The sequence below is a fragment of the Embleya sp. NPDC050154 genome (assembly GCF_044460165.1).
Lineage (GTDB): Bacteria > Actinomycetota > Actinomycetes > Streptomycetales > Streptomycetaceae > Embleya.
In genome coordinates this window covers 127,263-148,533 of the sequence record NZ_JBITJP010000007.1, presented here as the reverse complement: position 1 = coordinate 148,533, position 21,271 = coordinate 127,263, and the positions used below count along the sequence as shown (strand labels likewise).

Below are 21,271 nucleotides of genomic sequence, written 5' to 3'. Positions count from 1 at the left end.
ACGTAGGGAATCGGTACTGCGGAGGCAGGCGGACGTGACATCCATACCGGCGGGGAACGCGGGGGACGGCGACGAGAAGGCCTGGCGGTTGCCTCGACTCGACGAGGTGGAGAGTCGGCTGCCGGCTCGGATCGACACGAGCATCCCGCACACCGCCCGGATCTACGACTATCTGCTGGGCGGCAAGAACAACTTCGCGGTCGACCGCGCGACGGCGGACGCGATCGTCGCCGCGATCCCCGATCTGCCGGTCACCCTGCAACTCAACCGGCTCTTCCTGCGCCGCGCGGTGCGCTACGCGGCACGCCGCGGCATCCGCCAATTCCTGGACATCGGCACCGGCATCCCCACGGCCGGCAACACCCACGAGGCGGCCCACGAGATCGCCCCGGACGCCCGGGTCGCCTACGTGGACAACGATCCGATCGTGCTGGTGCACGGACGGGCGTTGATGACCGACGCCGGCCCGGGCCGGATCACCTTCACCCAGGCCGATCTGCGCGCGCCCGAGGACATCCTGACCGCGCCCGAGGTGCTGGAGGTGATCGACTTCGGCGAGCCGGTCGCGCTGATGCTGGTCGCCATCCTGCACTTCATCCGGGACGACGAGAAGCCGCACGAGATCGTCGCCCGGCTGCGCGACGCCCTGCCCGCCGGCAGCATGCTCCTGCTCTCGCACGCGTCCTTCGACGCCAACCCGAACCAGGGCCGCAAGGGCGCCGACGGGTGGAAGAACGCCTCCGCCGAGATGACCATGCGCCGATACGACGACATCCTGGCCATGTTCGCCGGGTTCGACCTGGTCGAACCCGGCCTGCGCACCCACTGGAACCCCGACGCCGAACCGGACCACCCCCTCGACACGGTCGAGAACGTCTGGGGCTACGGCGCGGTCGGCATCAAGCCCCAAGGCGTGTCCTAGCCGCCACCGTCCGACCGACCCGGGGCCGGCCCCGGGCACGAGCGGCCCGCCGGCGGTGCCGACGGGCCGCTCGTCGGGTGGAGGGGTCACCCGGTCTCCCCGGCGACCACCGACGGAAGTGGCGGTTCCGGTTCCGGCTCGGGGCGCCGGCTCATGATGGATTCGGCGATCTCACCGCTGCGGACCGCGATGTTCGACAGCAGTGACGACGTCAGCCCGTGGGTGTGTTCGGTGCCGCCCTGGAGGTAGATGCCACAGGCCAGTTCGGGCGTGGTGACCAGCCGGTAGTCCCGAGTCACCCGGTATCGGCCGGTCTCGTCGCGCAGGCAGTGCCGGTCCAGGTCGCCGAGCAGCGTGGTCGGCTCCATGGCGTCGTAGCCGGTGGCGAACACGATCGCGTCCACGTCCAGTTCCCGGGACTCGTCGGCCGGCAGCGACAGCAGCGACACCCGCGTCTCGTCACCGGCCCGCTTGACCTGGTCGACCCGGGTCAGGTTGAGGAAGTGCAACCGCCGGAGGCCACGCACCTCTTCGTCGTACGAACGCCGGTACAGGTCACGGATCACCTCGTCGTCGACCACCGAGTAGTTGGTGTTCCGGTGGTAGTGCCAGAACGCCTCTCTGGAGCGGTCCGTCCCGAAGTAGTAGGTGTCCACCGCGCCCGGGTCGAAGATCTGGTTCGCGAAGGGGGTGTCGTCCGCGACGCAGTAGCCGTAGGACGGGATGATCGAGAACACCTGCGCGTCCGGCAGCTCGTCGTAGAGGAACCGGGTGATCTCGGCCGCGCTCTGCCCCGCGCCGACCACCGCCACCGACCTCAGGTCGGACGGCTTCATCCGGCTGTACTTTTCCAGGAACTCCGAGCTGTGCCAGACCCGTTCGTCGCGCAGCACGCCCTTGGGCATGCGCGGTACCAGGCCGGTCGAGATGGCCACGTTGCGCGCGTCGACCACCCTGGTCGCGGAGCCGCTGCGGATCTCGAGTTGCACATGGTCGGCCGCGGCCCCGGCCTTCGCCGCCGCCGGCACCCGGATCCCGGTGACCTCCGAGCCGTAGCGAACCCGGTCGGTGAAGCCGGTCGCGGCCCATTCCAGGTACTGGTGGAACTCCTGGCGGGTCGGAAAGAAATCCTGATTGTTGACGAACTGTGCGAGCCGGTCCGAGGCGTGCAGATACGACACGAAGCTGAATCGCGACACCGGATTGCGGAAGGTCGCCAGATCCTTCATGAAGGAGATCTGCATGGTCGTCGCGGGCAACAGCATATTGCGGTGCCAGCCGAACGCGGGCTGTCGCTCGAAGAACATCGCCGCCGGCTCGGCCCGATCACCCGGTGCCTCGGCTCGATACTCGTCCAAGGCAATGGCCAGCGACAGATTGGACGGGCCGAATCCGATGCCCACCACGTCGTAGATTTCGCGTGCAAAAGTGCCCATAGAAAACTCTCCCGCTAGCGTGGCGGCGACAGGGACTTCCGTATCTTCGACGAGTCGTCACGGAACCGGTAGAAAACGCCGGTCGTGGATTCGGGATGGAATTCGTCGAACGTGCCCTATGATCCCATATCTCTCGACCGGCCGTCCGGGAGAAACGCATTCGGTATTGCGCCGGGGGGCACCGCAGCTTCAACTTAAGGGGGCCGGGCACGCCTTTCAAGGGCTCGGTCCGCAATACAGCCGGGTACGCCGTCCTGCCGACGGGACAACACTTCGGTCCGACCGTCGACGCGACCGTGCCCGCGCGCGCCCGGACCGCCGGCTTCCTCGCGTGGAGCCGTGCGCCGCACCAGGTCACCGAAAGGGTGAGTTCCGCATGTTCGTTCCCAAGCAGTATCGCGAACCGGACGGTTCGTGGATGGTCGAGCTGATCCGCAGAAATCCATTGGCACTCCTGGTGCTGAACGGCACCGCCACGGACGGCCCTTTCGCCACGCATCTGCCGATCATTCCCGACCCGGAGATGACCGACGAATGGACCGATGACCTGTCCGGCGCGACATTGCTGGGCCACATGAACCGGGCGAATCCGCATTGGGGCGCGCTGACCACCGGCGACACCGTGCTGCTGACCTTCACCGGCCCGCACGCGTACGTCTCGCCGACCGTGTACGAGACCACCCCGGCCGCGCCCACCTGGAATTTCACCTCCGTGCACGTCCGCGGCACGGTAGACAAGATCGATTCGCTGGAGGAGACCCTCGGCGTCGTGCAATCCACCGTGCGGGCCTTCGAGGACGAGTTCGGCAACGCGTGGGACATGTCCGAGTCGGTCGACTACTTCCGCAAGATCGTGCCCGCCGTGGGCGCGTTCCGGATCCGGGTCTCCCGGGCCGACGGCATGTTCAAGCTCAGCCAGGAGCAACCGGCCGAGATACGCGACCGGGTGCTGCGCTCGTTCGACGGGCGCGAGTGCACCCGGCATCGCGAGACGGCCGCGATGATGAGCCGGTTGCCCTGACCCGGGCGAAACCACGCCGATGGGCCCGCGCTCGGTCGTGAGCACGGGCCCCGAGGTCGCCACCGACCGAGTCGCCCCGAGCCACTCGGATCCTGCGATGTCGCCCTACCGCACGCCGATACCGGCGTACTCCCTACCGCCCTACCGCCTTGCCGCCTCACCGCTTCGGCACCGCCGAAGCGTCACACGCTCACACCGGCCTGCTCCTGGACGTCCTCCAGGACCCGCTCGGCGGCGTGGTCGAGCGTGGCGAGCACCCATTGCTCGAAGTCGATCCCCGATTGTTCCGCGGCCTTGTGCCACCAGCGGATGCGATCACCGGGCACCGCGAGCCGGCGCGTCACCTCGGTTTGACGACCGTCGCGCACTTCGTCCGCCCGCGCATCTCGGATAGCGTTGCGCAACTGCTTGGTGGTCCACTTCATCTGTTCGGCACGGTCCAGCCACAGTTCCTGTTCGGCAACGGGAAGCGAGGCCAACTCCGCATGATGCTGAAAACTCAGAGCCGACCGCCTGCGATCGAATTCGAATCGTCGCGATACCCACGCATAATTCCTTAGCGTCTGATAGCTTAATCCCGCGGCACGTATCCCTCGTTGATACAGGTCTGTGTAATGGTCCTTTCCATACACAAGCCAGTCGCCGAGCCACCACGAAGAGGAATCCAAGATTCCGGAAAGCTTGCGTCCGGCCTGCTCCCAGTCCTCGAAGGTGATATCTGCAGGTATCTGCAGACCCACTTTCGTCGTGAGCAGACGGCCGCAATGCGGATTCTCTCCGGCGACCCTTCGCGGTCGGGCCACAATCCCGGGACCCGAACGAAGTTGTGTATCCCTTGCACTTTCGTGACTTCTGGTTTGATTCGCCACCATGCCTCCATGTGAGTGCACGCTCGAACAAGCGAATTTTGCGCCATTCGCTGCTGCTACTGCGCAGCTCGTTGCCACGGGGGTATGCCAGACATATCCGATATGCATTCGATCGTCCACCGTGCCCGCACGGCCGACTCCGCCGATCTCCCTCGGATCACTCCCGGTCGGGCGATCGGCGACACGGACTTCGGAAGCGCGCGGCGATACCGCACGACCATCGCGGTCGCACAGCCGGACAAGGTCGACATATGTACGAATGTGCGCATCAACGACTCGCCCCGTTCGCCTCTTTACAGATCCCCGTTGGCGTTGCGGCTGTCGGCGTCACACCCTGCCGACACCTGAAGATCCACATTCAAAGTGGTTCTCTTCGAAGGCCTACCCGAGTAGATCCCAGCAACTGCCGGAAATCAAGGAATCGGCCGCTAATTGTTTCGGAGCGACACCGAGCGCAACCGCTCGGTAGTCGGCCCCGCCATTCCGACACCGGCGAGAAATAACCGTCCAACCATGTCGTGCCCTCGACCGGCCACGGAAAAGAGCCTACACACCGGGGGTGTCGGTCCCTGTTCCGGTCGGGGTTCGAGTCGGCCGGGTTTCACGGGGGCGGTCACTATAGAGGTATTCATCTGTTCCGGCTCGGCTACTCACGCGTCTTGACGCCGTCCTAACGGCATGGATAGCCGGAAGCCACCGCGCATTCATAGCGAAGCCGGGCTCGGAATACCTCCGGCCATCCGGATGGATTTCACCAGGACCCGCTCTGCACCCGGATCGGCAACCCGTCGCGGCGCGTCGAGCGCTGCGATTCGGCCACGCGGGATCGGGGTGGATGGGTGCTCCGGAGCAGGGTCGAGAGCCGGCGGTTCGATGCTGTGAGGTTGAGTCCGACTACGTTCCGGCATCCTTCTCGGCGGGTTCGGGGGCGGCGGGCGGTTCGTGCGGGTGGCCCGTTCGCCGGAGTCGCCCGGCCGCCGGCGGCGCGTGCGCCACGAGATCGAACATCCGATGCGCCGGCGCGGGCACCACCGAGCCGGGTCGATCCCGCGCAGCCTCGACTCCCCCGATCCCGGGGCCGGTTCGCGGGCTGCCCCGGCGACGGCCGCGGGCAGCACTCGAGCCGTCGCGGTCGGAGACCGGCGGCGGCGCGAGGCGATCGGCCGACGCGGGTACCTCCCCGCCCCTCCACCCCGGCGGCCGGCGCGAGCTCATACCTCGGGTCGTCGATTTGCCGCGTGGGTTCGATCCCGCGATGCTCGCCGGGCAATTGCATCCGCGCCGGGCATCGGAATCGTTGGCATTACGCGGGACCGGCGCACCGGAAATTGCGATTATCGATCGCCAGTGATGAATATCTATGGCGCTCTCGTGGCACCGGGAGGTCGGCGCTGCTGTCCCGTCGACGGGACGAGACGCGCCCACACCTCGTGCTAGCTTCGGTCGGCGGCAATCCCGCTCGTTGTCGGCCTGCGCGCATCATGCGCACGCCGTTTTTCACCCGGTGGAACGCACCGTTTCGCACCGGAATTGATTTCGCCCCGGACACAATCACGGAGAACAAGGGAATCAAGGTGGCCCAGACAAACGTTGAACAAATCTCGAACAACAACCGTACGGCTCGGTCGCGACGTTTCCTGATGTGCCGGCCGACCTATTTCGACGTCACCTATTCGATCAATCCGTGGATGGATCCGAGTGTGCCCACCTCGGCGGACACCGGCCTGGCCCAGTGGAAGCAGCTCCACGACGCCTACGTGGCACTCGGACACGACGTCGCGCTGATCGAGCCGGTGCCCGGACTGCCCGACATGGTGTTCGCGGCCAATGGCGCGACCGTCATCGACGGCAAGGTGCTCGTCGCGCGATTCCGCCACGCGCAGCGCGCCGACGAAGCCCCGGCATACCTCGACTGGTTCCGCACCGCCGGCTGGTCGCAGGTGCACCAGGCCGAGTACATCAACGAGGGCGAGGGCGACTTCCTGTACACCGGAAGCGAGCTCCTGGCCGGCTGCGGCTTCCGCAGCGACCTGCGCGCGCACGACGAGGCCCGCGAGTTCTTCGGCATCCCGGTGGTCGGCCTGACCCTGGTCGACCCGCGCTTCTACCACCTGGACACCGCGCTCGCGGTGCTCGGACCGGGCGAGATCATGTACTACCCCGAGGCGTTCGCCCCGGACAGCCAACGCCTGCTGGCCGAGCGATTCCCGGACGCGATCCAGGCCGACGAACCCACCGCCGCCGTCTTCGGGCTCAACGCGCTGTCCGACGGGCGACACGTACTCATGCCGGAGCGGGCCGTCGAGCTCGCCGGCTCGCAACTGCGCGAGCGCGGCTTCGTCCCGATCGGAATCGACCTCACCGAACTGCTCAAGGCCGGCGGCAACGCCAAGTGCTGCACGCTCGAACTGCGCGGCTGAGCAAACCGGCGGCGCGCGAGCGCGGTGCCGGTGCCGCGGGGTCGCCGCGCGGGAACTGCGCACGCCCGGCGGACGGTTCGTCCGGGTTGAGTCCCGTCGACGGGACACCCTTCGTCGGTGCCGGTACCGACGGGCCGCCCGGCCGGGCATCGTCGCGAAGGCACCTGTGCCCGGCTTTCCGCGATTCGCCGAATTCCCCGCGAGGAGGCGCACCCACGACGCCGGGCTCCCGTTCACCGTTCACCGTATTCCAGGCGGAGGGTATGCTCGGGCTCGGTCGAAAACGGCTACCCGGGACGCGGATCGAGAACTCGATCGGCGCCCGACCCGGCCCGATCCGCGCACGGGTCCACCGAATACCCGTATCGACGCCCGGGCGAAGCCGATCGCCGGTCCCCATCCATGGACCGCCACCGCAAGAATCCCGCACGCGCGTGCGTCCTCCCGGCTTCGGCGCGGAGAACCTCCGTCGAGGAAACGTCGGCATCGGGAAACCGAGCACTCCGGGAATCCCCGGAATGTCGCCCCCCGAATGTCGCGCACCGGAATCCTGGGACCCCCGGAATCCGAGGCTCACAGAATCCGACGGTGGTGGGATCCGCCACCCGGATCAACCACGCCGCACCGATACCCGACTTATGACGGGCACGGACGACCCTGGTCACGTCCGGCTGCCGCGCGTGATCGCCCTTGCCACTCTCCGCGGACCCTCGGCATCCGAGCGGCCCGCCACGCCAGGTGGGCTCACCGAACCGGCGGGCCCACCCAGGGCATGTCCCTCAGTCCCCACCGCATCCGAAATCTCATCCAACACGTTGGATGGGGGAATTGACTCCATCCTGTCCCCGCGAGCAGGCGAACAGTGCGAAATCGGTGCCGACCGGACCCACACCGACCACCCGGTCCCCGGTCCGGGCCGAACGAGCCACACGAGCCCCCTAGGGTGTTGCCTGTTTCGGGATACGGATCTCGTCTACGGGGTGAGGAGGCCGGTCGGGGTGTCCGATGTGGACGTACCGGGTTCGAGCCCGTCGGGTTCCGACCCGCCGGGCTCCGACGAGGAGACCAAGTTCGTCACGATGCTCTATCGCGAGTACTCGCGGCCGTTGCTCGCGGTCGTCTCGCGGCTGAACGGCGGCGATCGCCAGCGCGCCGAGGACAGTGTGCAGGAGGTGCTGGTCCGGGCCTGGCGCAACCGCGCGAAGCTGGATCCCGCCGCGCCGCTGCTGCCGTGGCTGGTCACCGTCGCCCGCCGACTCGTCATCGACGAACAGCGGGCCCGCGCGGCCCGACCGCCGGAGGTCGGCGACGAGCCGTTGGCCGCGCTGCCCACCGGCGACGAGGTCGATCGCCTGCTGCGTTCGGTGGTGGTCGGGGACGCGTTGGACGCCCTCTCCACATCGCACCGGGAAATTTTGATCGAAACGTTCTTCCGCGACCGTACTGTCAATCAGGCGGCCGACGTACTCGGCATCCCGGCGGGTACGGCGAAGTCGCGCGTGTACTACGCGCTGCGCGCCCTGCGGGTCGTCCTGGAGGAGAGGGGGGTGTCGGCATGAGCGTCCAACCCGAACACGCGGATATCGCCGCGTATGCCCTCGGCCTGCTGGAGCCGGCGGACCGGGACGCGTTCGAGGAGCACCTGGCCACGTGCGACCGGTGTCTCGACGAGCTGGCCGACTTCTCCGGCATGGCCACGCTGCTGACCGAGCTGCGCGACGAGGGTGTGTACGAACTACCGGAGCCGCGCGATCGGCCCGAACCGTCCGCGCCGGCCGCGGCCGCACCGCCGGCGCACGCCGCGCGGGCACCCGGACCGGTCCTGACGCCGGTTTCGGAACCGACCGGTAGTCCGGTGACGGCTCCGCCTGCGGCACCCACCGCCGCGCCGACCGTCGCTCCGGCCGCCGGGTCCGGCCCCGTGGACGAATTGGCCGCGCGTCGAGCCGCCCGGCGCGGACCCCGATGGTCCCTGCTGGTCGCCGCGTGCGTCGCCCTGCTCATGATCGGCCTGGGCGCGGGCGTGCTCACCGGGCGGACCTGGCTCAAGGACGACTCGTCCACCTCGGCACAGGAGCTGCCGTTCGACCCGATCAAGGCCATCACCAAGAACGGCACGAGCGTTCGGGCGAGCGATCCGACCACCGGCGCGGCCGCACAGGTCGCGCTGGAGGGCAAGGCCTGGGGCACCAACCTCGCGCTCGAACTGCGGAACGTGCGCGGTCCGCTGCGGTGTTCGCTGATCGCGGTGGACAAGAACGGCAAGGAGCAGCAGATCTCGAGCTGGAGCGTACCGGCCAAGGGCTACGGCGTGCCGGGCTCGGAGGCGCCGCTGGTGGTGCAGACCGGCACCTGGACGCCCAAGGAGCAACTCGCCCGTTTCGACGTGCGCACCTCGGACGGCGGGACGTTGGTCAGCGTGCCCGTGTAGTTCGGGCGGCACGTGCGGGACGTGCGGGAGCACAAGCGGTGGGCGCGCCCGGGTGACCGGGTGAGCCGGAACGAACCCCGGTCCTGATGCCTCGTCGAATCCGACGAGACATCAGGACCGTTCGGTTCGGGGCGGGTTACGCGAAGCGGCCTTGCAGCAGCCAGACCCCGGGGGCACCGGGGTCGGCGACCGGGTCGCCGAGCAGGCCCCAGAATCGCTCCACCACCGCGGCACGCGGCACGTCGGCCACGTCCATTCCTTCCGGGAAGACCGAGCTGAGCGCCTCGAGCACTTCGCCGATGCGTTTGCGGCGCATGCCGATCAGCCGGGTGATGTCCGGCAGTTGGGTCTTCCAGCGGCCCACCACGGCCTCGGCGAGCAGGGTCTCCAGTTCCGGGCCCACCCCGGACACCTCGGCGAGGTCGCGCATCGACAGGCCGAGCGCGCGGACCAGGAAGCCGGTCCGCTCCTCGTCGGCCCGCCACTTGTTCGCCCGTTCGAGTCGGGTGTAGCCGAGCTCCTTCATCCGGACCCGCTTGGCGAGCTCGGCGCGGGTGAGGCCGGCCGCGATCCGGTGGTCCTGGAGGTTGGTCGGTCGGCCGCCCATGAGTTGGCTCACGGGAACGACCAAGGACTTGGCGAGGGCGAGCAGTTCGGCTTCGTTCGGGCGCTCCGTACCGGCTTCCCACTGGGCCACGGTCGACGGCAGTACCCGCAGCTCGTACGAAGCCAATGTCGCGGCCACACGCTCGCAGGTTAGCGCCATCACCCCCCGGGCAGAGGCGGCTGCGGACGGCGAGAACGCCGGTCGGACATCGAGGTCATTGGGGTCGGTCACGCGGCAAGCATAGAAACCCCCGGCGGCGGCGTGACGCCGACGTCGATGTGGAATCGGGCGAAGTGGCCCACATCCGACGGACATCGGAGCCGCTCGCGGTCCCCACCGGTCGGACAGTCGGCCACACCGGGTCCGCACCCGATCGACACCGATCGGCAACCGGTCGGCAACCGGTGATTAACGGTGCGGTCGCAGCTTCGTCACGTGTCGCGGCAGCGCCGGCGCGATCGACCACAACACCTCGGCCTCGATCTCGCCCGGATTCGTCCATCCGTGTTCCAGCCGCGCGGAGAACGTGGTCGAGTCGCCCGCTCCCAGGTGTCGCACGGTGCCGTCGACGGTCAGTTCCAGGCTGCCGCGGACCATGTACGCGAACACCGTCTCGGCCTCCAGCGTGTACGCGCCGCCGGAACCGCCGCCAGGGCTCAGCACGGTACGCATCACCTGCACATGGGTCTCGTCCGCCGGGGTCAGCAGGAACTCCTCGATCCCGATGCCGCCCATCTCCAGCGGTGCACCGATGCCGCTGCGCACCACGTCCTGGTCGGGATAGTCGAACAGGGCGGCGATGCTCGTGCCGACCGCGTCGCAGATGCGCAGCAGGGTCGGTACCGACACCGATGCCTTGCCGCGCTCGGCCAGGCTCAGGAAGCCCTTGGTCACGCCGGCGGCGCCGGCCACCTGGACCAGGGTCAGCCCCTGTGCCAGGCGCAGTTCGCGCAGCCGCGGGCCGACCCGGGACATCCGGCTGGAGGTGTCCCTGCCGGTCTCCTTGGCGGTGTCACCGCCGGCATCGCCGGAAGTGTCCCCGGGTGTGGCCGGCGCGGGCTCGGCTTCGGGCTCGGAGCCGGGCGGGCGGCTCGGGTCTTCACCGCGATGTTCACCGGGCTCTTCTCCGGAATGTGCTGGCACGCGCGACACGCTACCCGCCCTCCCCCGCTTCCTCGCACCGATCGCGGCCCGCCGGGCGGTCCATAAAGGTTCGGATTCACCCCGCTCGGGGGTCTTTACGCCGAGAGTTTACTCCTGTAAAACCTTGACGAAAGTTTAGCGCCACTAAACGCGATCCCGTCCAGCCTGGAGCAGTCATGCGCACCATCCCCTCGCCGGCACCCGCCGACCGCGTCCGCGGCGTGGTCCTGCGCCCCGGCAACGACCTCACCATGACCGACCTCGTCCTGGCCCCGCCCGGCTCGGGCGAGGTCGAGGTCGCGGTGGTCGCGGCCGGCGTGTGCCACTCGGATCTGCACGTGGTGCGCGGCGAGTGGGACGTGCCGATGCCGGTCGTGCTGGGTCACGAGGGTTCCGGTGTGGTGACCGCGCTCGGTCCGGACACCGAGGACTCGGGCCTGGCCGTCGGCGACCACGTGGTGCTGTCCTGGGTGCCCGCCTGCGGCGCCTGCCGGTACTGCCTCGCCGGTCGCCCCGCCGCGTGCTCCCTGGTCGCGGAAGTGGTCGCGCCCCGGGGCGTCCTGTACGACGGCACCAGTCGGCTGAGCTCGACCGACGGCGAAGAACTGCACCACTACCTCGGCGTGTCCTCGTTCGCCGATCGCGTGGTGGTCCCGGTCTCCGGCGCGATCAAGGTCCGCAAGGACGCGCCGCTGGACGCGCTGGCCCTGGTCGGCTGCGCCATCGCGACCGGCGTGGGCGCGGTCCGCAACACCGCGGGCGTCGAGGCCGGCGCGACGGTCGCGGTGATCGGCTGCGGCGGTGTGGGCCTGTCCTGCGTCCAGGGCGCCCGACTCTCCGGCGCGGGCCGGATCGTCGCGGTGGACGTGGTCGCGGACAAGCTCGACCTGGCCCGCAAGCTGGGCGCGACCGACACGATCGACGCGAGCGCGGTCGACCCGGTGGCGGCGCTGCGCGCGTTGGTCCCCGAGGGCTTGGACTACGTGTTCGACGCGATCGGCAAGATCGCCACCACCGAGCAGGCCATCGCCGCACTCGGCCAGGGCGGCGCGGCGGTGATCGTCGGCCTCCCGCCGACCGGCAGCACCGCCCGGTTCGACCCGCTCGCACTGGCCGAGGCCGATCAGCGCATCCTCGGCTCGAACTACGGCTCGGTGGTCCCCCATCGCGACATCCCGATCCTGGTCGACCTCGTGGTCGGCGGCTTTCTGGACGTCGAGTCGATGATCTCCGCGCGGCGCCCGCTGGAGGAGGCCGGGGACGCGCTCGCGGAGCTCAACGAGGGCCGCGCGCTTCGCCAACTGTTGCTCACCGGCCACCGACCGACGGCGTACGAACCGGGCGAACCGGGCGTAGCCGCCGTCGAATCGGCCGCCTACGACTCGGCCGCATACGACGCGTACACGGCGTACACCGCGCCCCGGTCCGTCTCCGGACCGGGCACCCACACCCCGTCCGCGTACGACCCCACCAAGCGCGAGGGCTGACCGATGACTACTCTCACCCCAGGCAATTCGGCCGGAAAGTCCGGAAAGGCGGCAAGCGTGCCCACATCCGCAGCCTCGTCCGGCGCCCCCTCCTCCGGTGCCGCGGCCCCCGGCGGGGCCGACAGCGGCCTGGCCCGACGCAGTGTGACCAGCTTCGAGGTGGGCGCGCAGAGCGTGGCCAACGTCGCGCCGAGCGCGGTCATCGCGTTCGCCCCCGCGAGCATGGCCGCGTCCGCCGGCAACGGCGCGTGGTTCTCGTTCTTCCTGGCCATGGCCGCGGTGCTGGCGATCGCGTACTGCATCTGCGTGTTCGCCCGCCGCCGGGCAGGCACCGGCTCGCTGTACGCGTTCACCCGGCTCTCGCTCGGACCGTCCGGCGCGTTCGTGACCGGCTGGGCGCTGTTGATCGGCGCGGTGTGCATCGGCTCCGGCTCGCTGGCCGGCGCCGGCTACTACACCGGTCGCGCGCTCGACGGGATCGGTGTGGGCGCGTTCACGGGTGTGGCCGGTCAGGTACTGCTGGACGTGCTCCTCGCCGCGATCGCGGTCCGGCTGACCATCGCGAGCGTGCGCACCGCCGCGCGCGTGGCGGCGACGCTGGAGGTGGTCTCGATCGTGCTGATCGTGGTCGTGCTCCTCGCGGTGTTCTTCAAGAGCGGCAACGACCTGTTCGACACCGACCAACTCACCCTGAGCGGCAGCACGCTCGACGGCGTGGTGTTCGCGGTGGTCCTGGGCGTGCTCGGCTTCGTCGGCTTCGAGGGCGCGGCCTCGCTGGGCGCGGAGGCGACCGACCCGTACAAGGCGATCCCACGCGCGGTGATGGGCAGCGCGCTGCTGGCCGGGCTGTTGTACATGTTCGCCACCTACGCCCAGGTGGTCGGCTTCGGCGGTCCGGACGGCCTGGTGGCCAGTGCCGACCCGATGGACGAACTGGCCGAACTCTCCGGGCTCGGCTTCCTGAAGTTCTTCCTGCACGCGGGCTTCGCGGCCTCGTTCCTGGCGGTGGTGATGGCCTGTGTCACGGTCGCGGCCCGGCTGCTGTTCGGCATGGCCAGGGAGGGTGTCGTCCCGGCGCGCCTGGGCCGGGCGCACCCGACCCACAAGACCCCGTCCGCCGCGATCCGGGTGGTCACGCCGTTCGTCGCGATCCCGACCGTGGCGGTGATCCTGGCCGGCACCGACGGCCTGGACGCGACCACCTACATCGACACGATCGGCGTCTTCGGCTACATGCTGTCGTACGTGCTGGTCTGCCTCGCCGCACCGCTGTTCGTCCGCAAGACCGGCGCCCGAGCCTTGGCGATCACCTGGGTCCTGGGCCTGATCGGCGCGGCGGCGATGGTCTACGTCTTCTACCGCAACCTGTGGCCGGTCCCGGAGTCCCCGCTCAACGTGCTGCCGTACGTCTTCGTCGGCGCGCTGGTGGTGGGCATCGCCGGCTACGCGATCCTGCGCCGGCGAGACCCGCAACGCGCCGCCCACGCAGGCACCTTCGCCGACGACGCGACCTGACCCCGCCCCAACCGCCCGCCGCCTCCCCGCACCGGGGAGTCGGCGGCTTCGCGTCTCTCGCGGCGCGCACCGGCCTCGGGTCGAGCCGGCGTCGCCCGCCGGAGTCGGCGTGCCACCGGCCGCCCTCATCCGGCATCGAATCCGGCAAATGGCGAGAAATGGTTTTTCGCGGTATCGCGGTGGGTCGGGTGAATTTCGATTTGTGGGCGGATTTCCCCGGACGTGAATTGACTAAACTTCGGGTTACCACGATTCTTGCGTTCGGCGGCCCAGGGGTGGGGACCCCGGTGACAGACCCGGGCAGCGGGGGCCGCCTTTCATGAGGAGTCGTTTCTTTCATGTTCAGGACCCAGCGGGGTATATCCCGCGTGGCTTCGGCGTTCGCCGCCACAGGTATGGCCGCAGTCGCGGTCGTCGGCCTGGCGCCTTCCGCGCACGCCGACACCGACAGCACCAAGCTCCGATTCCGGGGCCACGTGGACGACACGGAGGGCTCGGTGCGCCTGAAGGGCCACCCCTTCGGCGTGCAGACCGAGTTGATGATTCTCAGCCAGGAGCGCCGGGGGACGCCCGAGGTCCTGGTCTACTGCATCGACCTGGACACCACGGTCCGCGACGACGCCGAGTACCGCGAGGGCACCTGGGGGGAGTCCTGGCTCAACGACACGGCCAAGGTCGCGAAGATCAACTGGGTGCTGAACAACTCGTACCCGAAGACGTCCGACCTCAACGCGCTGGCCAAGACCGCGGGTCTGCCGCTGCACGAGCGCAAGGGCAAGAAGTTCTACGACCTCGACGCCGCGGAGGCCGTCGCGGCCACCCAGGCGGCGATCTGGCACTACAGCAACGGTGTCGACGCGAGCAGCAGCAACGGCGAGGACGTCAACGCGCTCTACGCGTACCTGACCGGCCCGGCCAACAAGGGTGAGTCCGCCGAGCCCGGTGCCTCGCTCGAGCTGTCGCCGACCACCAGGTCCGGCAACGACAGCGACACTCCGGGCGTCGGCCCGATCACCGTCAAGACGTCCGGGACCGACCCGGTCGCGGTCAAGCTCGACGGCACCGTCCCGGCCGGCGCCTCGCTGGTGGGCAAGGACGGCAAGCCGATCGACTCGGCCGCCAACGGCACCGAGCTCTACGTCAAGGCGCCCAAGACGCCGGGCGAGGCCAAGATCTCGGCAACCACCAAGGCCGGCATCAACATCGGCCGGGTCTTCCTGGGCAAGAACCGCAAGCACACCCAGACCCTGATCACCGCGGGCTCGCAGCCGTTCTCGGCCAGTGCCTCGGCCCAGGTCAAGTGGAGCCACAAGCCGGTTCCGGTCCCCTCGTCGACGTACAAGGAGGACTGCGTCCAGGGCGGCGTCACGGTCACGCTGAAGAACACCGGTGACGGACCGGCCGACTTCAAGGTCAACGGCACGACGGTGACCGTGCCGCCGAGCTCGACCAGGACGCAGTTCGTCAAGGTCGCCGAGGACACGGCCTACACGATCACGGTGTCCGGCCCGGGCAACTACGCGGCGACGTACACGGGCAAGCTCGACTGCGTCGAGACGCCGACCGTCCCGCCGACGACCGCGCCGCCGACGACCCTGCCGCCGGTCGCCACCACGACGCCGAGCACGCCCAAGCCGCCGACCTCGAGCGCGCCGGCGACGTCCGCCGCGCCGACCACCTCGGCGCCGGCGACCACGTCCGCCCCGCCGACGACTTCGGCGCCGGCCACCAGTTCGGCCCCGACCACCCCGTCCGCTCCCGCGAGCCCGTCCGCCCCCGCGACCACCTCGGCGCCCCCGGCCACCAGCGCGCAGCCGACCGGCAGTGCGCAGCCGACCGGCAGTGCGGGGCCGACCAAGCCGATCGTCGAGCCCGGCACCGACGACCCGGCGGTTGTCGTGCCCTGGCTCCCGGTCGCTCCCGCGGGCAATGGGAAGGACCTCGCCAAGACCGGTGGCGACGACTCCTACACCGGCATGATCGCCGGCGCGGCCGCCGCGCTGCTGCTGGCCGGCGGAGGTGCGATCTACTTCAACCGTCGCCGCGCTCGCCACGAGGTCTGACGCCGTCGAGGCGGACCACCGCACGAACGCCGAACCGGGTGGGATCACCGAGTGATCCCACCCGACCACGAGGGCCCCGCCGCATGGCGGGGCCCTCGCCGTTTCCATCCGCGATTCCCGTGCGTATTTCCGCGAATGCAATCCGTGCTTTGTCGACAGCACGATTCATTTCCCTGACCGCACCGGGGCGGCCCGATAATCCGAGAGAACTCGACCGGTACACGCTGTGACGATTCCCTGTCGCCGTTGCCGTAATGCCCGGATATCGCCGGGCCGCCGGATCGCCCGGTCTGCGGCATGGGCAAAAGGCCGGGCCGCGAAACCCGGGTCGGCGGCCCGTCGCGAGGTTGGCACCGCCGGTGCGGTCGATCACCGTGCCGGTCATGAAGCCGTTGCCGACGAACAGCCGCATCACGGCCGCGACTTCGTCGCCCCGGCCGACTCGACCGACCGGCGTGGCGGCGCCGACGTCGGTGAAGAGCTCCGCGCCGGCCTCGCTCGGTATCGCCCCCCACCACGGGGTTGGGCCGTTCCCCGGACGCGGATGGGGAACATCCGGTTCGCGGCGCCGCACCGATGATCGAGACGTCCTTCGGGAATGATCAGCCGCGTCGACGACCTGTACTCGACGACCGTTCGCTTCGGAGGGACCCCGACCATGTCACACCGCATCATCAACCCCGACGGCCTGCACGACCCGGTGCACTTCGGCTACAGCCATGTGGCCGTGGCATCCGGGGAACTCGTCTTCGTCGCCGGGCAGTACGCGTCGGACGCCGACGGCCATGTGACCACCGACGACTTCGCCGAGCAGGTCGAGGAGTCGTTCGCCAATCTGCGCACGGCGCTGGCGGCCGTCGGCCTGGACCTGAGCCACATCGTCCAGCTGCGCACGCATATCGTCGACCACGATTCCGACAAGCTGGCCATTCTGGGCAAGGCGATCGGCGAGATCTGGGGCTCCGTCCCGCCGACCCAGACGCTCAGCGGCGTCGCCGCGCTGGCCCTGCCCGAGATGTTGTTCGAGGTCGACGCGGTCGCCGTACGCCCCTGACCGCCGCCACGCCCCGAGGCGCCGGCCGGGCGGACCCGACCCGGCCGGCGCGAGCGGCCCGCTCTCGGCGACCGCCGTCCGTCGGACCTGTGTCGTCTGCCGGACGTGCGCCGTCCGGCAGACCCGGGCCCTCCGTCAGGCCTGCACCAAATGCGACCGCTGCCGCCCCAGCCGGTCGATCTCCATCTCCATCACATCGCCCTCCGCCAGGTACGGGAAGCGCCCGGACAGCGCGACGCCCTGCGGCGTCCCGGTGTTGACGATGTCGCCCGGTTCCAGCACGAGGTACTGCGACAGGTGGTGGATCAGGTACGCGACGCCGAAGATCATGTCGGCCGTCGTCGAGTCCTGCCGGCTCTCGCCGCCGACCCACGAACGCAGTCCGAGCGTCTGCGGGTCGGGAACCTCGTCGGTGGTCACCAGCCACGGGCCGAGCGGGTTGAACGTCTCGCAGTTCTTGCCCTTGGACCACTGTCCGCCGGACTGCTCCAACTGGAAGGCGCGTTCGGACACGTCGTTGCTGATCGTGTAGCCCGCGACGTGCGCCAACGCGTCCTTCGGCGACGCGAGGTATCGCGCCTGCCGCCCGATCACGACGGCGAGTTCGACCTCCCAGTCGGTCTTGACCGCGCCGCGCGGGATCAACACGTCGTCGTAGGGCCCGGTCAGGGTGTGCGGCGTCTTGTAGAACAGGATCGGCGTGCTCGGCGGCTCGGCGCCGGATTCGGCCGCGTGTGCCGCGTAGTTCTGGCCGATGCACAGGATCGCGCCGGGGGCGGCCACCGGCGCGCCGACCCGCAGGCCCGCGACGTCGATCTCCGGCAGCGTGCCCGCCGCCGCGGCCTCACGGACCCGCTCGACGCCGTCGGAGGCGAAGAACGCCCCGTCGATGTCGACGGTCAGCCGGCTCAGGTCGAAGTGGCGGCCGTCGGCGGCGAACAGCACGGGGCGTTCGTTGCCGGGTTCGCCTACGCGCATCAGGCGCACGGTGATCTCTCCAGGTACGTGAAGGTGTCGATGGTGGAACTGCGAAGGAGGTTCAACCGACGCGGGTGAGCGCTTCGGGGCCGACCTCGTGGGCGAGCGGACGGCCCGTCAGATAGCGCTCCACCTCGTCGAGGACGATGTCGCCCTGGCGTCGGCGACACTCGACCGTACCGGCGGCCCGATGCGGCGTCAGCAGCACATTGGGCAGCGCCCGGAACGCGTGGTCCACGGGCAGCGGCTCCGCGTCGTAGACGTCCAGCGCGGCCTCGATCCGGCCGGTGCGCAACTCCGCGAGCAGGGCCCGCTCGTCGACCAGCCACGAGCGCGCGGTGTTCACCAGGCCCGCACCGTCCGCGAGCAGGGCCAACTCGCGGGCCCCGATCAGGTGCCGCGTCGCCGGCAGCGACGGGGCGTGCAGCGCGACGATGCGACTGGTGGTCAGGAGCCGGTCCAGCTCGACGAGTTCGACTCCCAGATCGGCCGCGTCGGCGGCGCTCAGGGTGGGGTCGGCGACCTGGACCCGGGCGCCGAGCGCCCGAGTCACCTCGATGTACGCGCGACCGGTCCGGGACGCGCCGACCACGCCGATCCGGGCGCCGAGCACCTCGTGCCGGGCCGGTGCGATCGAGGCCGTCTCCCACTCGCGTCCACCGCGCAACGCGTGGTCGTAACGATGGGTTTGATGCAGCAGCGCGAGGGTGAAGGCCAGCGCCACCTCGGCCACGGACCGGGCCATGCCCTGGCCGGCCTGCGTCACCCGCACCCCGCGCGCGAACGCGTCCGCGCCCACCACCGGCGTGATCGCCGCGCCGGTGTGCGCCAACAGCCCGACCCGGGGCGCCGCCGCGAGCAACTCGCCGGTCAGTCGGGGCATTCCCCACGACGACACCACGACGTCGGCGATCCCGAAGGCCGCGCGCAGCGTCTCGACATCGGTGGGATCGTCCACCGGCACGAGGTCGGCCGGCGCCCGCAGCCGCTCGGCCGGCCCACCCGGACCGGCCGGGTCGGCCGTGCCGAAGAACTCCGCGCGCAGCCCGGGCGGCACGGCCAGCGCGACCACGGCGCGATCGGGCCGCACACCGGCCGGGCCCGGACTAGGCGAGCCAGGCATCGAGGTGCTCCGCCACGAACGCGTCGTCGGTCAGCCACGGATAGGCATTCGACACCCGCTCGATCTCCTCCGCCTGTCCCGGCGACAGCGCCTCCGCCGGATCCAGGCACCACGTGCCGGCCAACAGGCCCTGGCGCCGGAGCACCTCGTGCACACCCGCGATGCAGCCGCGGAAGCCGCCGCGCACGTCGAACACCGCCGAGTTCGCGTCGGTCAACTCCGGTGCCTGACCCAGAAGTTCGACCATCAATCGGTGATCGCCCGCGCGGGCGCGGCGGACCCGGTCGAGCAGCGTGACCGCGGTCGACGTCCAGACCGCCCACTGGCCGAGCAGGCCACCGGCGAACCAGCGCGGCCGGTCGCCGGCCCGATACGGGGTGAGCAGGTCGGTGATGATCGCGTCGTCGTTGCCGGTGTACAGCGCGACCTCGCCCACCCGGTCGGCGTCGGCCACCGCCGAGAGCACGTCCGAGGTGCGGTAGCGGTCGAACGGCGCGATCTTGATCGCGGCCACACTCGGGATGTCCGCGAACGCGCGCCAGAACCCGGGGGTCAGGAACCGCCCGCCCACCGCGTCCTGGAGGTAGAACCCGATCACCGGCAGCACCTCGCCGACCGCGCGGGCCCGGTCCAGCAGCCCCTGTTCGTCCGCACCGGGTACGGCGGGGCTGAGCAGCACCGCGTCGTAGCCGAGCGACGCGGCGAGTTCGGCCTCGGCCACCGCCTGCGCGGTGTACCCACAGGCTCCGGCCACCCGTACCACCGGGCGGCCCGCCTCGCGCGCGACCGTCTCGGCGGCCAGTTCCAACACCGGCCGCAGCAGCCCGACCTCGGGCCTGCGGATCTCGAACTGCGTGGTGTGCACGCCGACCGCGATCCCGCCCGCACCGGAGCCGAGGTAGTACCGGGTCAGCGCCCGCTGCCGGCGCTCGTCGAACCGTCCCTCGGCGTCCAGCGCGAGCGGATGCGCGGGGATCACGGTGCCTTCGAGCAACAACTCGATCGGTGAGAGCGGCGATCCGGCCGAACCGGTCGCGCCGGCCGAATCGATCGAACCGGCCGGGTCGACCGGATCCACCGCGCCGATCGAACCCGGGTAATCCGTTGCGGAGTTGATCACGATGCCTCAGAACTTTCCGTCGCGGACCTGGAACTTGGTGGCCTTGCCGGACAGCGGATACCCGCGCCGGATCCAGTCCGCCTGCCAGGCCACGAGTGTGCGCAGGGGGACCTCGGGATAGCCGAACAACTCGTGGCACAGACTCGCGTCGGACAACAGCGCGCTGCCCGACTCGGCGCCGGTCACGATCGCCTCCCGACCGAACTCGGCACCGAACAGCGTCGCCAGGCGCCGTACGGACGCGGTCTCGGGACCGGTCAGGTTCACCGTGAACGGCGTCGCCGCGTGCCCGAGCGAACGCAACGCGACCTCGTTGGCGTAACCCTGCCACACCACGTTGGCCTGACCCGTCGTCACATCCACCGGCTCGCCCGCGTACACCGCCGCCGCGATGTCGGCGAGCACGCCATAGCGCAGGTCCACCGCGTAGTTGAGCCGGATGAGCGCGACCCGGGTGCCGCGCGTGGTCGCGGCGTGGGTGAACACCCGCTCGCGGCCCAGGCAGGACATCGCGTACTCGCCGACCGGCCCGACCGGGTCGCTCTCCACGCTGCCGCCGAAACCCGCGGCCACCAGCGGATACACATTGCCGGTGGAGAACGCGGCGATCCGCGCGGTCGGGTAGCGGCGCGCGATCCGGTCCGGCAGCGCGGCGTTGACCGCCCACGCGTGCTCGGGGGCGCCGGCCGAGCCGAACTTGGCGCCGACCATGAACACCACGTTGCCCGCGTCCGGCAGTTCGGCCGGGTCGCCGGTCATCAGGTCGAACGCGACGGTTCGCACACCGTCGGCCTCCAACGCCTCGGCCGCGGCGCGGTCCGACCAACGCGAGACCGCGTACACGCGCACCTCGCCGCGCCCGCCCGCGTCCAGCGCGCGGCGGGCCAACCGGCACAGGCTCGGGCCCATCTTGCCGCCCGCGCCGAGCACGACCAGGTCGCCCTCCAGATCGGCCAGGTCCGCGATCAGTGCCGCGGACGGGGTCGCGAGGAGTTCCTCCAACGCGGCCTCGCCGTCCGGGAACGCGAGCCCGGTGGGCGTGCCTTTCGCTTCGGCCACAGCTACAGCCACCTCATTCATGA

Annotated in this window: 17 protein-coding genes; 9 read left to right on the top strand and 8 right to left on the bottom strand. The window is 70.1% G+C overall.

Translation table 11 applies throughout. The features are described from left to right. Positions 1–34: 34 nt before the first annotated feature. Positions 35–922 carry an SAM-dependent methyltransferase gene (locus ACIBSV_RS17165; RefSeq protein ID WP_395863699.1) on the top strand — a complete coding sequence of 296 codons (888 nt, stop codon included), beginning with the start codon at positions 35–37 and terminating at the stop codon, positions 920–922. Positions 923–1,008: 86 nt separating this feature from the next. On the opposite strand, the gene ACIBSV_RS17160 is transcribed toward ACIBSV_RS17165, so the two are convergent. Further along, complete coding sequence (locus ACIBSV_RS17160; RefSeq protein ID WP_395863697.1) at positions 1,009–2,358, bottom strand: lysine N(6)-hydroxylase/L-ornithine N(5)-oxygenase family protein; 1,350 nt, start codon at positions 2,356–2,358, stop codon at positions 1,009–1,011. A 376-nt stretch (positions 2,359–2,734) separates the two neighbouring features. On the opposite strand from ACIBSV_RS17160, the gene ACIBSV_RS17155 reads away from it, so the two are divergent. Next, positions 2,735–3,379 carry an FMN-binding negative transcriptional regulator gene (locus ACIBSV_RS17155; protein WP_395863695.1) on the top strand — a complete coding sequence of 215 codons (645 nt, stop codon included), beginning with the start codon at positions 2,735–2,737 and terminating at the stop codon, positions 3,377–3,379. Between the two features lie 182 nt (positions 3,380–3,561). Here ACIBSV_RS17155 and ACIBSV_RS17150 read toward each other — a convergent pair whose 3' ends face one another. Further along, positions 3,562–4,119 carry an LmbU family transcriptional regulator gene (locus ACIBSV_RS17150; RefSeq protein WP_395863693.1) on the bottom strand — a complete coding sequence of 186 codons (558 nt, stop codon included), beginning with the start codon at positions 4,117–4,119 and terminating at the stop codon, positions 3,562–3,564. A gap of 1,703 nt (positions 4,120–5,822) precedes the next feature. On the opposite strand from ACIBSV_RS17150, the gene ddaH reads away from it, so the two are divergent. From ddaH to ACIBSV_RS17135, 3 genes are all read left to right on the top strand, one after another. Next, a complete protein-coding gene (gene ddaH / locus ACIBSV_RS17145; protein ID WP_395863691.1) occupies positions 5,823–6,668 on the top strand; it encodes a dimethylargininase in 846 nt (281 codons plus the stop codon). Positions 6,669–7,666: 998 nt separating this feature from the next. Further along, positions 7,667–8,227: a sigma-70 family RNA polymerase sigma factor gene (locus ACIBSV_RS17140; protein ID WP_395863689.1), complete on the top strand. Its 561-nt coding sequence runs from the start codon at positions 7,667–7,669 to the stop codon at positions 8,225–8,227. Beyond that, a complete protein-coding gene (locus ACIBSV_RS17135) occupies positions 8,224–9,099 on the top strand; it encodes an anti-sigma factor family protein (RefSeq protein ID WP_395863687.1) in 876 nt (291 codons plus the stop codon). Before ACIBSV_RS17140 ends, ACIBSV_RS17135 begins: the two co-directional genes overlap by 4 nt. Before the next feature lie 136 nt (positions 9,100–9,235). On the opposite strand, the gene ACIBSV_RS17130 is transcribed toward ACIBSV_RS17135, so the two are convergent. Together ACIBSV_RS17130 and ACIBSV_RS17125 are read right to left on the bottom strand one after the other, a co-directional pair. Beyond that, positions 9,236–9,844, bottom strand: coding sequence for a hypothetical protein (locus ACIBSV_RS17130; RefSeq protein WP_395863685.1), 609 nt, complete (start codon positions 9,842–9,844; stop codon positions 9,236–9,238). 270 nt (positions 9,845–10,114) lie between these two features. Beyond that, complete coding sequence (locus ACIBSV_RS17125) at positions 10,115–10,849, bottom strand: helix-turn-helix domain-containing protein (protein WP_395863683.1); 735 nt, start codon at positions 10,847–10,849, stop codon at positions 10,115–10,117. 176 nt (positions 10,850–11,025) lie between these two features. On the opposite strand from ACIBSV_RS17125, the gene ACIBSV_RS17120 reads away from it, so the two are divergent. From ACIBSV_RS17120 to ACIBSV_RS17105, 4 genes are all read left to right on the top strand, one after another. Further along, positions 11,026–12,336: a zinc-binding dehydrogenase gene (locus tag ACIBSV_RS17120; RefSeq protein WP_395863681.1), complete on the top strand. Its 1,311-nt coding sequence runs from the start codon at positions 11,026–11,028 to the stop codon at positions 12,334–12,336. Between the two features lie 57 nt (positions 12,337–12,393). Then, positions 12,394–13,851, top strand: coding sequence for an APC family permease (locus ACIBSV_RS17115; RefSeq protein ID WP_395863679.1), 1,458 nt, complete (start codon positions 12,394–12,396; stop codon positions 13,849–13,851). Positions 13,852–14,189: 338 nt separating this feature from the next. Beyond that, on the top strand, positions 14,190–15,914 hold the full coding sequence (locus ACIBSV_RS17110) for a Cys-Gln thioester bond-forming surface protein (RefSeq protein ID WP_395863677.1): 1,725 nt from the start codon (positions 14,190–14,192) through the stop codon (positions 15,912–15,914). Positions 15,915–16,572: 658 nt separating this feature from the next. Beyond that, on the top strand, positions 16,573–16,968 hold the full coding sequence (locus ACIBSV_RS17105) for a RidA family protein (protein ID WP_395863675.1): 396 nt from the start codon (positions 16,573–16,575) through the stop codon (positions 16,966–16,968). A gap of 135 nt (positions 16,969–17,103) precedes the next feature. Here the strand turns inward: ACIBSV_RS17105 and ACIBSV_RS17100 are convergent, their stop codons facing one another. From ACIBSV_RS17100 to ACIBSV_RS17085, 4 genes are all read right to left on the bottom strand, one after another. Further along, positions 17,104–17,955: a fumarylacetoacetate hydrolase family protein gene (locus ACIBSV_RS17100; protein ID WP_395863673.1), complete on the bottom strand. Its 852-nt coding sequence runs from the start codon at positions 17,953–17,955 to the stop codon at positions 17,104–17,106. Between the two features lie 52 nt (positions 17,956–18,007). Further along, complete coding sequence (locus ACIBSV_RS17095) at positions 18,008–19,069, bottom strand: hydroxyacid dehydrogenase (protein ID WP_395863671.1); 1,062 nt, start codon at positions 19,067–19,069, stop codon at positions 18,008–18,010. Continuing rightward, a complete protein-coding gene (locus ACIBSV_RS17090) occupies positions 19,053–20,072 on the bottom strand; it encodes a dihydrodipicolinate synthase family protein (protein WP_395864067.1) in 1,020 nt (339 codons plus the stop codon). Before ACIBSV_RS17090 ends, ACIBSV_RS17095 begins: the two co-directional genes overlap by 17 nt. A gap of 123 nt (positions 20,073–20,195) precedes the next feature. After that, entirely contained in the window at positions 20,196–21,269 is a 1,074-nt protein-coding gene (locus ACIBSV_RS17085) for an NAD-dependent epimerase/dehydratase family protein (RefSeq protein WP_395863669.1), read from the bottom strand. Positions 21,270–21,271 lie beyond the last annotated feature (2 nt).